The following is a 13,859-nucleotide window of genomic DNA, read 5'->3' as shown; positions in this document are numbered from 1 at the left end:
AGGCACAAGCCTCGCCTGTTTTCATGCAAGCAAATCTTACAATGCGAACCGCCCTGCATCCAGCATGCGGGCTGCAACCTTCTCTCGAGCCGCAATCACATTCACCGGATCAGCTTTCACCAAGCGGCGAAGTATAGTCATCTGCGTTCGCAGCATGTCACCATCGGCAACGTCGGCCAGAGCTTTCTTCGCCGCCGCTTCCACGCGTGCAAACGCGGCCTGCAGGTACACGTCCGTCATTGCAACAGCTACATCATAATCTGCCTCGCCTTTGCTCTCCATCATCTTCAGCGTGCGAGCCAGAACCGAATCCATCGCGTAGATCTCGATGACGATGTCGGCAATGGCGCCCATCACTTCCTGGTGATCAGTAATCTGCTGCATGTACTTCTGTGAAGCGGCACCGGCCACCATGAGGCCGATCTTCTTGGCGTTTTCGATCATCTTCCGCTGCGCCGCGAGTTTGCCGGTATCTTCTTCGGCAAAGCTCGGACCAGACATGATCTCATCCATCAGTTTCTTGATCGCCGGGAGCAGAGGAAGCTGGCCGCTCATTGCGCGCTTCAGCAACCAACCGGTGATGATGAGACGATTGATCTCGTTCGTGCCTTCGAAGATTCGATTGACGCGCGAGTCTCGATAGGCGCGCTCGGCAGGATATTCCTCGACGAAACCGTAGCCGCCAAAAATCTGGACCTGGTTGTCCACTACCTTATCGAACATCTCAGAGGCCCAAACTTTGATGATCGAGCACTCGACTGCATACTCCTCAATCGCCTTGCGAATAAGCTTCGACTCCTCGGGAGAGCCCTTCGGGATATCTGCGGTGGCCGCATCCATCATGCCGACGGTGCGATATACCAACGCCTCGCCCGCATAGATCCCGATCGCAATATCGGCGAGCAGTTCGCGAACCATGCCGAAATCGCTGATCGACTTACCGAAGGCCTTGCGCTCCTTCGCCCACTTGAGCGAGTTCACGAGGCAGGTGCGCGCACCACCTACGGCGGCGGCGCCCAGTTTGAAACGGCCCACATTCAGAATGTTGAAAGCGATCGTGGCGCCCTTGCCGATTTCGCCGAGAACGTTCTCAACCGGAACCTTGCAGTCGTTCAGGATGAGCGGACAAGTCGAGGAACCGCGAATTCCAAGCTTGTGCTCTTCGGGGCCAACGCTGAAGCCGGGGAAGGTGCGCTCGACCAGAAACGCCGTGAATTTCTCACCGTCCACCTTAGCGAAGATGACAAACAGGTCGGCAAAGGCCGCATTGGTGATCCACATCTTCTCGCCGTTGAGGATGTAGTGCTTGCCGTCCTCCGACAGCACGGCCTTGGTGCGGGCGTGCATGGCATCAGAACCGGAACTGCTCTCGGACAGCGCGTATGCGCCAACCCATTCCCCACTGGCGAGCAGCGGCAGATAGCGCTTCTTCTGATCTTCTGTTCCAAACCACACGATGGGCAGAGTACCGATGCCGACGTGGGCGCTAAAAGTCACCGCAAAGGAGCCGCTCTTAGCGATGCGGTCGGCGATGATGGCCGAGGACACCTTGTCCATCTCGGTGCCGCCGTACTCTTCAGAGATATCGACACTCGTCAATCCAAGCTCAGCAGCTTTCTTCAGCAACTCGCGGCTAAAGGCAAAGTCTTTCTTCTCGATGCGATCTACGTTAGGCAGAATCTCCTGAAGCGCGAAGTCCTCGGTAGTCTGCTCGATTAGTTTGTGCTGTTCGTTGAAGTCCTCGGGAGTGAAAACTTCCTGGGGATTGGTCTCCTCGATCAAGAAGTTTCCGCCTACAACTTTATTTTGCGCCGGGGTCACAGTGGTTGCCATTCTTCCTCCAGATATCTTGAAAGGCGCGGAGTGCCCGCGCGTTCATCCGAACTGACCGAGTTATTCGAGGTTTTCGAAGATTCCGGCAGCGCCCATTCCACCGCCGACACACATCGTCACGATTCCGTAGCGCTCCTTGCGCCGCTTCATTTCGCGCAGTAGCGTTGCGGTGAGCTTGGCTCCCGTGCAACCAAGAGGGTGACCAAGCGCGATGGCTCCGCCGTTGGGGTTGACCTTCGCAGGATCAAGACCAAGCTCGTTGATGACAGAGAGCGCCTGTGCAGCAAACGCCTCGTTCAGTTCAAAGACGCCAATCTGATCGAGCGTGAGGCCAGCGAGTTTCAACGCCTTTGGAACCGCGTACACCGGGCCGATGCCCATCTCTTCGGGTTTGTATCCCGCCGTAGCAAAAGCAACGAATCGGGCGAGCGGCTTCAGGCCGAGGGCTCTGGCGCGTTCGGCACTCATGACTACCGCAGCCGCGGCACCATCACTCATTTGCGAGGAGTTTCCGGCGGTCACCGTACCCTTTGCATGAAACGCCGGCTTCAGAGTGCTCAAGGCTTCCACGGTTGTGTCAGCACGAGGACCTTCGTCCACCTTGAACTCGAAAGCCTGAGCCGAAAGCTGCACCGCCGCGCCGCCGCGAGTGGCCTGTGCTACAGGCGTGCGGAACGTGACGTGTACGGGGACGATTTCGTCCTCAAACGCGCCCGACTCGATGGCGCGAAGAGCTTTTTGATGGCTTTGGTAACTGAACTCGTCCGCCTGCTCGCGCGTGATTGCAAACCGGATTGCGAGCCGCTCGGCAGTCAGTCCCATCGAGAGATACGCGTCAGGATAGTTCTGAACCAGCGACGGATTGCATGACACCTTGTGCCCGCCCATTGGAATCATGGTCATTGACTCGGTGCCTCCAGCGACGATTACCTCAGCGCCGCCTGCTGCGATGCGGTCGGCCGCAATCGCGATGGATTGCAAGCCAGACGAACAGAATCGATTGATCGTCATGGCCGATGTTTCGACCGGAAGACCGGCACGTAGAGAAGCGATGCGCGCCACGTTCATTCCTTGCTCTGCCTCAGGCATGGCGCAGCCTAGGATGACGTCCTCGATCTCATGCACATCGAGTTGCGGAACGCGCGCAAGCGCTCCCTGAATGGCCGCCGCGCCCAGATCATCCGGACGAGTGGCACGTAATGAACCTTTGTAAGCCTTGCCGACCGCGGTGCGGACGGCGCTAACGATGACTGCTTCACGCATGACTCGCTATCTCCTCGGTCGATTTAATTGCGAAGTGGTTTGCCGGTTTTGAGCGTGAACTGAATTCGCTCCTGTGTTTTGCGTTCGCCACACAGGCTCTTGAACGCCTCGCGCTCCAGGTCGAGCAGATACTGCTCGCTAACGGGAGTTCCAGGCGTCAATGCGCCGCCACACAGTACCTCGGCTACCTTCGTCGCGATTTTCACTTCGTGATCGCTGATGAACTCACCTTGCCGCATCAGATGAACGCCCAGCTTCAGAGTCGCAAGAATGTTTTCGCCCGGAGCCGGAACATCATTACGCGGAACAGGAGCGCGATAACCCGAGCGAGCCATTTCAAGCGCGCGCGCCTTGGCATCACTGAGAACACGTTCGCGATTCATCGTGATCTCATCAGCCCGTCCCAGGAAGCCGAGTCCGCGAGCCTCGAAGGCTGAGGTCGAAACCTTCGCCATCGCAACGGTCTCGAATGCTTTCTTCATCGCTTCCATGAGTTCGACCGACTCGCCGCGAGCACCAAGACGGATCGACTGCGCGGCATCTACGGCGCGCAAAGTCATCTCCTTGCAACCGCCTCCTCCGGGCAGCAGACCGACTCCCACTTCGACCAGTCCCATGTAGAGTTCGGCGTGAGGCTGACGTGCGGCAGCGTGCAGCGAAACTTCGCATCCACCGCCGAGGCTCATGCCGAAAGGTGCGGCTACAACCGGTTTGGGCGAGTACTTGATTAGCTGCGTCATGTTCTGGAACTGGCGGATCATCATGTCCACCTCGTCCCACTCTTCGTCCTGAACTGCCATGAGCAGCAACATGATGTTGGCGCCGACCGAGAAATTCGTCGCGTCATTGCTGATCACAAACGCGTCGAAATTTTCGCCGAGTCCGCCGGGTTTCAGAGCTTGCGTCGTGAGCTGAATGATGTCGGCACCGAGAGAGTTCATCTTGGAATGGAACTCGATGCAGCCAACTCCATCGCCCAGATCGATCAATGACGCGCCGGAGTTTGACTTCACTACTCCGTTCGATTTCTTTGCGACCCTTACACTCCACACGCCGGGCGCAACCTTCTCTTCCTGGTAGGTTCCGGTCGCAAGATCGAAATACGCGCGGCCACTCACTGTGCTGGAAGCGTCGGTGTACCAGCTCTTCTTGCCTGAGGCGAGGAGCTTTTCGACATTGGCCGAAACCGGTTTCCCTTCCTTTTTCATGCGCTCTACCGTCTCCGGGACGCCGATTGCATCCCAAAGCTCGAAAGGTCCCATCTCCCAGTTGAAGCCCATGCGCATGGCGCGATCGATCTCGACGACGTTGTCGCTGATCTCAGGAATACGATTGGCTGAGTAGGTGAAAACTTCCGACAGCGCAGTCCAGAGAAACTCTCCAGCCTTATCGATCTTCTGCCCGCCAAAGCCTGTCAGCATGCGTACGCGCTCGCCGAGCGATTCGACGTTCTTCGCCATTTCGAGTGCTGGGAATTTCGGCTTCTGCGCTGGACGATACTCAAGCGTTTTCCAGTCGAGAGCGAAACGCTGTTCACCTTCTGGTCCGCGTTGCTTCTTGTAGAACCCAGCTTTGGTCTTATCGCCCAGCAGCATGCGCTCGACCATCTGGTCGTAAAACTTCGGAAGTTCCAGGTCGCCACGCTCGTCGAGCATCTCCGACTCGCCACCACCGGCTCCAGCGAGCACGGGAGCAAGGCGTTTGGCGTTCTTCACCACGTGGCCAAGAACGTCAAGCCCGACCATGTCGATCGTGCGGAAGGTGGCGGATTTCGGGAACCCTATGGCAGATCCGGTAAGAGCATCGACGTCCTCGATGGAGAAGTCGAACTCCTGCATCAGGCGGACAATGTTGACGACGCTGAAAGTACCGATGCGATTGGCGATGAAATTCGGCGTGTCCTTGGCGTAGACGATTCCCTTGCCCAGACGAACGCTCGAGAATTGCGCAATCGCCTCGATCGCGGCCGCATCGCTCTCCGGTGTCGGAATGATCTCGAGCAATCGCATGTAGCGCGGCGGATTAAAGAAGTGAGTGCCGAACCAGTTGCGGCGAAAATCCTCACTGAACCCTTCGGCTATGGAGTGGACAGGAAGGCCGCTTGTGTTCGTGGTGACAATGGCTCCCGGCCGGCGAACCGCTTCGACCTTGCGCAGCAGTGCGCGCTTAATATCGAGGTTCTCGACTACGGCCTCGATGATCCAGTCACACTCGGCAAGCGAGCCGAGGTGGTCTTCGAAGTTGCCGGTCGTGACTAGATTTGCGAAGCCTGGCTCCATGAACGCCGCGGGCTTGGACTTGCGCGCAGCCTCGAGTCCGGCGTCAGCAATCCTGTTTCGGGCGGACGTCCCGCCTACCGGAGCATCCGGTGGCACGATGTCGAGCAGATACGAACGCACCCCGGCATTGGCCAGGTGCGCAGCGATGCGGGAGCCCATGGTTCCCGCGCCGAGGACGGCGACTTTCTCAATTCGTTTTAGCATCGAAGAAGCTTCTCCGAACAATCCACAGCAACCAACGTAGCCCGGCAAAAAAATCTGACGTTTGAGAGCCTGCTGAACGCGAAAGCTATCGCGCTGACCAGAGCGACTAACTTCAACAACTCTGATGCATGGAAACGGAGAGGAAGATCAAACTATCAAGGGAGGATCAGTGGATCATCCCAAGACGGCACCCACGAGCCATAACCTTCTTTGGGTTCAACAAAAACTTGCCCCAAAATAAAGGCGGCGCACGTCGAGAATGTGGGGTGAGGATGGCAACGACGTGCGCCTTATTAAGTTGAATTAACTCTACTGAATGAATTGCCATTCAGTCAAGAACTATTTTGCTGAAACTAGCAAAAAGGTGTCGGATTCCGCTTTTCTGCTTCGAAAAACTTGCCCTGTTTCGTTCAGCGACGTCCCTACCGAATGACTCGAACCTTTTGCGGCTCGGTCGGGCTTGCACGCGCGTGCTCCACCGTTATAGGTCGCTCGAGAACCATATCCACAAGAGTACCGCTCTCAATTCGGACATCTGGTCCACGGGTGAGCAGTACCGACGCAATGCCGACTCCGGCACCGAGTAGTCCTCCCGTCGCGGCTCCTTTTGCCGATCGTGCCGCAACGGCTCCAATGGCTGCTCCGGTCCCGGCAGTGGAGGCGACCGTTCCGGCATCCTTCCCCTTCGTGCCCTGGCTCTCTATGCTGCCTTCTTTTCGATCTTTCATTGCGGTCTTTTCCTCGCCAGGGACGCTATCGATTGCACCGGGCAGCAGGAGCGTGTATCCGGACGGAAAGATCAGAGTATTGAAGTGCACTACCAGTTCGCCGCGTCCCTTCACGCGTCCCGGACGCTTTGAACGCTGAATCACGCCCTGAACGTAGGTTCCGACGGGAATAACGATCTTGCCGTCGGCAACCACCGGGAACGAAGTCTCGGCGTATACCGGATCGTTTTCGCGCGCACTCTTTGTGGAGATTGCATGCTTCAGTGTGATCGCTATGCGCGTGCCTGCCGCCAAAGTGTATGCGTCCGCATTGGTCGAAGAAGGAGCGGCCGCGCGTACCGTGGGTGAAGTGACAGGAACTGCATTGGGATCAGTCAATACAGGAGCACTCGGAGGCTTTTCAGAAGTGTCTGTAGCTGGCGCTGCCGTTTGTTGTGCCAGCGCAAGATTGGAAACCAACAACATCGTCAGCAGAGCGCGCATCAATCACCTCACCCGGGGATTTTAGATCGGTTTCAAACCTGCCGATAATGTTTGTGGATGGATTCGCAAGCTGCGCTACTCACAATTGGCAGAACTCAGCAAAGCAGCTAGCCAGCGAGATTTCGCATCCAAAATACCAGACACGGTCATGGAACGAGAGTTGGAGGCGGTTACGGAGAGTAGAGCGAAACAGCAATCAGCCCTCGCTGAATTGAGTCAACTCGCGCTGCAGAGTTCCGACCTACCACTGCTACTCGAGAATGCCGTCGCGTCGATTGCTGAAATCCTACAGCTTCGATTCTGCGAAGTCTTGGAATTTCAACCCGGCAAGAACGAGTTACTGCTCTGTGCGGGTTTGGGCTGGAAGCCTGACAAGCTAAATAAGGCCACCACACAGGTAAGCCGCGATTTTCAGGCCGGATACACGTATCTCACTTCGCGCCGAGCCGTGGTAGAGGATTACAACTCGGATGCGCCGTTTGTTCTCTCGCCGCTGCTTCAGGAACACAAGATCCGCAGCGGAATCACGGTCGGTATTCCCGGACACAATTCCCCATTCGGAGTCCTCGGCGCGTTCACTGCAACTCCCCGAAGTTTCACGACGGACGACATCAATTTCCTGCACTCAGTAGCGAATGTTATCGCCATGGCCGTGCAGCGCAGAAATGATGAAGAGTCCGTGCGTCGCAGTGAGCAGCACTTTCGAGGACTGCTGGAATCTGCTCCCGACGGTATGGCAATTGTCGATCGAGAAGGCCGCATCGCCCTTGTGAATAGGGAGACTGAGCGATTGTTCGGTTATGAGCGCTCCGAACTTGTCGGCAAAAAGATTGAAGTCCTCGTTCCCGAGCGTTACCGACAATACCATTCCGGGCACCGCGGCAAGTTCTTCAATGATCCCCGACTTCGCCCCATGGGCGTCGGGCTTGAACTCTTTGGCTTACGTAAGGACGGCTCAGAGTTTCCGGTGGAGATAAGCCTGAGCCCAATGGGTACCGCCGATGGCACCGTGGTCACAGCCGCAATTCGCGACGTTTCGGAGCGCAAGAAGGCTGAAGCGCACATAAAGAAATTGAATGCGCAATTAGAAGAAGCTCTGCGTCGCTCTGAGCGATTGGCCGCCACGGGCCGACTATCGGCGAGCCTGGCTCATGAAATCAACAATCCGCTTTCATCGCTGAACGACATTTTGTTTCTGCTCAGTTCACAGCCTGAGTTGTCAGACGACTCTAAGTCATTGCTGGGCTCGGCGCGGAAAGAAGTGGACAGGCTTGCAAATATCGCGAGGGAGACTCTTGCTCCTCACCGCACCTCGGGCGAACGGGTAAAGATCCGTCCTGGCGAGTTGATGGAAGCCTCTCTCGAGTCGTTCCATCGTCAGATCGAGCAGGGACACATCAAGATTGAACGCAACTTCAGAACCAATGAACTCATCGAGGTGATTCCGGGCGAATTGAGACAGGTATTTACAAATCTGATCTCAAACTCGATCGACGCAATGCCCGATGGTGGCGTGCTGCGCCTTGAGTGCTATACCGATGGGCAGGATGTGAAGTTGGTATTTGCCGATACTGGTTCGGGGATCAAACCTGAAAAGCTCGAGGAGGTCTTTGAACCATTTGTCACGACCAAAGGCGAGAAAGGACTCGGCATCGGACTCTGGATCTCTCGCAATATCGTCGAGAAACTAGGCGGCACAATCCAAGTTCACAGTAGCACAGCCGACTTCAATCACGGAACGCGCTTCACGATCTGCCTCCCGGCCGTAACGCCTGCACGCAATCCATTGCCAAGTAACGTGCGAATGATTTCGTGAAATAAGAAAGCGTGAGCGATGAGCCCACGCTTTACGTTTGCAGGTCAAACTCTCTACTGTGCGCTGTCTTCTGACGCGCTTTCCGGTGGTTCCTCCGTGGGCTCGGCTTCCCTTTTGCTCTTGAGACGCACCACGATTACTTTTGCGAATCCCTCCTCAAACTTCGGAGGCCGCAGTTTCTGAGCCATGCGCAACATCACGTCGTCCGGAACGTTTCGTGACCGCTTGCGATTGCGCTCCATACAGACTTCGGTGGGCACGTCGAAGAATACCGCGTGAGCCTCGTAGCCGAAATCATGCGCCATCTTGATCCAGCTATGGCGTTCCTTGGGAGACAAATTCGTGGCGTCGATGAAGTTCATCGGGCGTCCCGCGATCAAGCGCGCGCGCAATAGCGAACGCAAGGACGAAAATACAAGATCCTGGAAGCGCTGTTCGGTAGCATCATCAAACAACAAACCGCGCACAAGGTCGCTCGACAACGGAATGATATTGTGTCGCTTGAACCAAGAGCTTTTTCCCGAACCAGGCAGTCCAATCGCCAGCACGACCGCGCCCTTCTTCGCCTTGGGAGCCTCTGTTTTGCAAGCAAAGGCTGGAACTTCGGGCTCCGGCGCATCAGCACCGGTCTCAGGTTGATCGATCTCGGCAGCTTCGCCAGTAGCCTGCCCCGGTTGGATCGGAAGCTCAGGACCAGCCGCGAGCGACTGCACAGCCTTCTGCTGCTGGTCTGTACGATTCCGCCCTCGACCTCCGCGCCCGCGACGTCGTGAACGTTCGCGACGAGCTGCCGGGCGTACCGAGGCACGCTCTTGCGGAGCTTCTCCGTCGAACGGATCTTTTTCTGGCTGTGCCTCATAAACAGGCTCAGGCGCGTTGTCTGGAGAACCACCCTCACGAGTCTCATCCGTGCCTCGAAAGGTGTCGCGATCAAGGAACGTCGGCTGTAGAGGAGCCAGTTCTTGGGGCTGTTCTTCTGACTGCTTCGGATTTTTGTTCTGCTGATTGCGACGCTTCACGCGATCGCGCATCCATCTGCGCATATGGGACTTATACCACGTTCTGCGGCGTTCGAGCGAGTCTTACTTACTACAGCTGCATCTGTACAAACCCATTTCCAACAAGCTCTCGCGGAGTTCACACGCGAATGGGAAAAATCGCATTTTTCCTGCTTGAAGCTCAATCACAATGGATTGCCATCCAACGGATGATGTTCGCTTGATTATGGTTTGGCCATCGTTCTGTCCGGCTCACAGTTTGCCCCGATCCAGATGGCGGTGCTAGCATTTCAATCGGTTGCAAGATGGGTCTCCGGACTGCGCTATCGGAGTGTCCTCTGCACTGTTAAATGCCTGGAGGCAAGAATGGCAATCAAGGTAGGCATCAATGGCTTCGGCCGCATCGGCCGTAACGTTTTCCGCGCATCTCTTAACGATTCAAACATCGAAATCGTCGCAGTAAACGACCTGACCAGCCCCGACACGCTGGCTCACCTTCTTAAGTACGACTCGATTCTCGGCAATCTTAAATCTGACATTAAGGCAGAAGGCGACTCGATCGTCGTCGATGGCAAAAAAGTAAAGGTCTTCGCGCAGAAAGATCCTGCACTTCTCGATTGGGAATCCCTGGGCGTCCAGGTGGTCGTGGAATCCACCGGCCGTTTTACCAATGCTGAAGATGCCAAGAAGCATCTCCGCGGCTCCGTGAAGAAGGTCATTATCTCCGCTCCGGCGAAGAATGAAGACATCACCATCGTTCTCGGCGTCAACCAGGACAAGTACGATCCGGCAAAGCACCACATCATCTCCAACGCCTCGTGCACCACAAACTGCCTGGCTCCGGTGGCGAAGGTTCTGCAGGACAACTTCGGCATCGTGAAGGGCTCCATGACCACCATTCACAGCTATACGAATGATCAGGTCATTCTGGACTTCCCGCACAAGGACCTCCGTCGCGCCCGCGCCGCTGCCCTGTCGATGATTCCTACCTCGACCGGCGCCGCAAAGGCCATCTATCTTGCGATCCCCGAACTCAAGGGCAAGCTGGACGGATTCGCCGTTCGAGTGCCGACTCCGAACGTCTCGGCCGTGGACCTGGTCTGCGAAGTGGGCCGGAACACCACTGTGGAAGAAGTCAACGCTGCTCTGAAGAAGGCCAGTGAGACCGCTCCCCTGAAGGGATACCTGCACTACACCGAAGAAGAGCTCGTCTCCTCCGACTTCAAGGGCGACGCGGCTTCTTCGACGCTGGATGCCAAGCTCACCCGCGTTCTTGGCGGCAACCTGGTGAAGACCTTCGCCTGGTACGACAATGAATGGGGCTACAGCAACCGCGTGAAAGACCTGATCCTTTTCTTCGGCGAAAAGGGACTGTAATGCCAAAAGGGTTGGAGTCAATCTCCAACCCTTTTCAAACTTCCAATAGCATCGTTCCAGCTTCCGCAGTCATACGAAATACTCAGGTGCACGCCATGGCCAAGCTTTCGATCCGCGACCTGCAATTTAACAATCATAGAGTTTTGATGAGAGTGGACTTCAATGTTCCACTCGACAACGGCCGGGTCACGGATGACACGCGCATCCGCGAAACACTACCGACCATTGAATACGCTTTGCGTCACGGCGCGAAGCTGATCCTCGTTTCCCACCTCGGCCGCCCGAAGGGCAAGCCCGATCCGAAATACAGCTTGAAACCTGTCGCCGAACGCCTGCGCATCCTGTTGGACGAACGCATGGGACGCGGCCAGAACGTAGGCTTCTCGCCCGACTGCATTGGTCTTCAGGCGACTGAAATGGCGAATCAACTGGAACGTGGACAAACCCTACTGCTCGAGAATGTTCGCTATCACGCAGAGGAAGAAAAGAACGATCCGGCGTTTGCAAAGCAGTTGGCAAGCCTCGCCGAGTTCTACGTCAATGACGCTTTCGGTTCCGCTCACCGAGCCCACGCCAGCACGGAAGGCGTTACGCATTACATCCAGAAAAACGCCGCGGGCCTGCTGATGGAGAAGGAACTTGAATACCTTGGCAAGGCGACCGAGCATCCCGCGAAGCCATTCCTGGCGATTCTCGGTGGCGCTAAGGTCAGCGACAAGATCGGCGTGATCCGCAACCTGCTGCCTAAGGTGGATGCACTCATCATCGGCGGAGGCATGGCTTACACATTCCTTAAAGCCGAGGGTCAGGAGATCGGCAAGTCGTTGCTGGAAGCCGACAAGATCGACCTCGCCAAGGAACTGCTTACCGAAGCCAAAGCGAAGAACGTTCGCCTACTGCTGCCCGTCGATCACGTCGTAGCCGACAAGTTCGACGCAACCGCGGCAGCTACGGTCCTTCCGGAAGGGCAACCGATTCCAGCCGACAAGATGGCGCTCGACATTGGACCCGCGACAATCGAGAAGTTCTCGGAAGAGATCGCCGGCGCACGCACCATTGTGTGGAATGGCCCCATGGGCGTTTTCGAGTTCGACCAGTTCAGCAAGGGCACGACGAAGGTCGCTGCCGCTGTGGCTGACAATCCGGGAGCTACCTCGATTGTTGGCGGCGGAGATAGCGTGGCTGCCGTTCACAAGGCAGGTGTGGCCGACAAAATCACCCACATCTCCACAGGTGGCGGCGCATCGCTCGAGTTCCTCGAAGGCAAGAAACTGCCCGGCGTGGAAGCCCTGACTGACAAGTAGTCTCACGAGACGACGTGAAAAGCATCGTTCGGCTGGGCCTCGGAGATGGCTCCCAAATCTTCTTTGAGGCCGGTGACATAACGAAACAGACCACTGACGCCATCGTCAATGCCGCAAACTCCAGTTTGATGGGAGGCGGTGGCGTCGATGGCGCCATTCATCGCGCCGGAGGCCCGGCGATCCTGGAAGAGTGCAAGAAAATCGTCGCTCGCCAGGGGCACCTGCCTCCCGGTGAGGCCGTCCAAACCACGGGCGGAGCGCTACTCGCGGCATTCGTCATTCACACCGTAGGACCAATCTGGCGCGACGGCATGCAAGGCGAAACTGGCATTCTTGCCAGCGCCTACCGAAACTCGCTGCGTCTGGCTGACCGCCTGGGCCTGCACTCTGTAGCTTTTCCCGCCATCTCCACCGGAGTTTACGGATATCCACCGGAAGCCGCTGCGGAGATCGCGGTTCGTACTGTAGTTGAAGAGTTGATCGAAACGCGCAGCGTCCGGGAAGTGCGTTTCGTGCTGTTCAGTCCTGATATGTTGTCGATATTCATACAGGCTGCGAAGAACGAACAGCGTCGGCGCAATGCGTCGAGTTGGACTTTCGCAGCCGTCGCAATCGATTGATTCATTTTCTCTGGAAAGACATGAGGCGATTATGAGCCGCAAGAAGATCATCGCAGCAAACTGGAAGATGTATAAGACCCCTGAACAGGCCCGTCAGTTCATGGAAGAGTTCGTGCCGCTGGTGGCCGATCATACGCGTGACGAGATCGTCGTCTGCCCGCCTTTTGTCGATATCGCGGCAGTGGTTGAAAAGGCGAAGGGCTCTAACATCGAAATTGGCGCGCAAAATATCTACTGGGAAAAAGAAGGCGCCTTCACTGCCGAGATCAGCGGCGAAATGCTCATCGGCGCAGGATGCAAGTGGGTCATCATTGGACACTCCGAACGCCGCCAGTACTTCGGCGAGACCGACGACACCGTGAACCGCCGCTTGAAGGTGGCCTGCGAGGCAGGGTTGACTCCGATCGTGTGCGTGGGCGAGGTGAAAGAGGAGCGCGAGGCCGGTGTCACCGAAGACGTTCTGCGTCGTCAGTGCACGCGCGCCTTCAGCGGAATCTCCGCCCGTAAGGCTGCCAAAATGGTCGTGGCTTACGAACCGGTATGGGCCATCGGCACCGGATTGACTGCTACTCCCGAGATGGCGAACGAAGCTCACGTCCTGATCCGCCAAGAAGCGGCCAATGTTTTTGGCGAAGAGTACGCGAGCCAGCTTCGCATTCTGTACGGCGGAAGCGTGAAGCCCGAGAACGCCCATGCCCTGCTCTCGCAAAGCGATGTCGATGGCGCGCTCGTCGGCGGAGCGAGCCTCAAGCCAGACTCCTTTGTGAAGATCGTAAAGTGGTAGTTTGAACCGGTAATTCCGGCCGTTGAGGGCAATCACGGCCGGAATTCCACAGCAATGTTCGACTAAGGGCTGACAAGGGCTTCCCAAGTACGCCGAGTTTGTTATACTCGAACTGCCTCTGTACACGTTCTTTGGAAGCTGGATTGATCGTTGCGGCCGAGTCAATGCGC

General features: G+C 56.7%; 10 protein-coding genes. 5 read left to right on the top strand and 5 right to left on the bottom strand.

Annotated elements, in window-relative coordinates; all coding sequences use genetic code 11:
* Positions 1-36 precede the first annotated feature (36 nt).
* The 4 genes from AC6IY8_RS03585 to AC6IY8_RS03570 form a co-directional block, all read right to left on the bottom strand.
* Positions 37-1,833, bottom strand: coding sequence for an acyl-CoA dehydrogenase FadE (locus AC6IY8_RS03585; RefSeq protein ID WP_497777324.1), 1,797 nt, complete (start codon positions 1,831-1,833; stop codon positions 37-39).
* A 60-nt stretch (positions 1,834-1,893) separates the two neighbouring features.
* Positions 1,894-3,096 (bottom strand): acetyl-CoA C-acyltransferase, encoded by a 1,203-nt coding sequence (locus tag AC6IY8_RS03580; RefSeq protein WP_497777323.1) that lies wholly within the window; start codon positions 3,094-3,096, stop codon positions 1,894-1,896.
* Positions 3,097-3,119: 23 nt separating this feature from the next.
* Positions 3,120-5,579: a 3-hydroxyacyl-CoA dehydrogenase/enoyl-CoA hydratase family protein gene (locus AC6IY8_RS03575; protein ID WP_497777322.1), complete on the bottom strand. Its 2,460-nt coding sequence runs from the start codon at positions 5,577-5,579 to the stop codon at positions 3,120-3,122.
* A 422-nt stretch (positions 5,580-6,001) separates the two neighbouring features.
* Entirely contained in the window at positions 6,002-6,790 is a 789-nt protein-coding gene (locus AC6IY8_RS03570; protein ID WP_497777321.1) for a hypothetical protein, read from the bottom strand.
* A gap of 148 nt (positions 6,791-6,938) precedes the next feature.
* On the opposite strand from AC6IY8_RS03570, the gene AC6IY8_RS03565 reads away from it, so the two are divergent.
* Positions 6,939-8,606 (top strand): PAS domain S-box protein, encoded by a 1,668-nt coding sequence (locus tag AC6IY8_RS03565; RefSeq protein WP_497777320.1) that lies wholly within the window; start codon positions 6,939-6,941, stop codon positions 8,604-8,606.
* 53 nt (positions 8,607-8,659) lie between these two features.
* On the opposite strand, the gene AC6IY8_RS03560 is transcribed toward AC6IY8_RS03565, so the two are convergent.
* Positions 8,660-9,649: an AAA family ATPase gene (locus tag AC6IY8_RS03560; protein WP_497777319.1), complete on the bottom strand. Its 990-nt coding sequence runs from the start codon at positions 9,647-9,649 to the stop codon at positions 8,660-8,662.
* Positions 9,650-9,970: 321 nt separating this feature from the next.
* Between AC6IY8_RS03560 and gap the strand changes: the two genes are divergently transcribed.
* From gap to tpiA, 4 genes are all read left to right on the top strand, one after another.
* Positions 9,971-10,981, top strand: coding sequence for a type I glyceraldehyde-3-phosphate dehydrogenase (gap, locus tag AC6IY8_RS03555; protein ID WP_497777318.1), 1,011 nt, complete (start codon positions 9,971-9,973; stop codon positions 10,979-10,981).
* Positions 10,982-11,076: 95 nt separating this feature from the next.
* A complete protein-coding gene (locus AC6IY8_RS03550; RefSeq protein ID WP_497777317.1) occupies positions 11,077-12,285 on the top strand; it encodes a phosphoglycerate kinase in 1,209 nt (402 codons plus the stop codon).
* Positions 12,286-12,299: 14 nt separating this feature from the next.
* On the top strand, positions 12,300-12,905 hold the full coding sequence (locus AC6IY8_RS03545; protein ID WP_497777316.1) for an O-acetyl-ADP-ribose deacetylase: 606 nt from the start codon (positions 12,300-12,302) through the stop codon (positions 12,903-12,905).
* 31 nt (positions 12,906-12,936) lie between these two features.
* A complete protein-coding gene (gene tpiA / locus AC6IY8_RS03540; protein ID WP_497777315.1) occupies positions 12,937-13,689 on the top strand; it encodes a triose-phosphate isomerase in 753 nt (250 codons plus the stop codon).
* The last annotated feature ends 170 nt before the right edge of the window (positions 13,690-13,859 follow it).

The sequence above is a fragment of the Koromonas soli genome (assembly GCF_059726265.1).
Note: the sequence above shows the minus strand (reverse complement) of the source record. Positions and strands in the feature narration are given on the sequence as shown.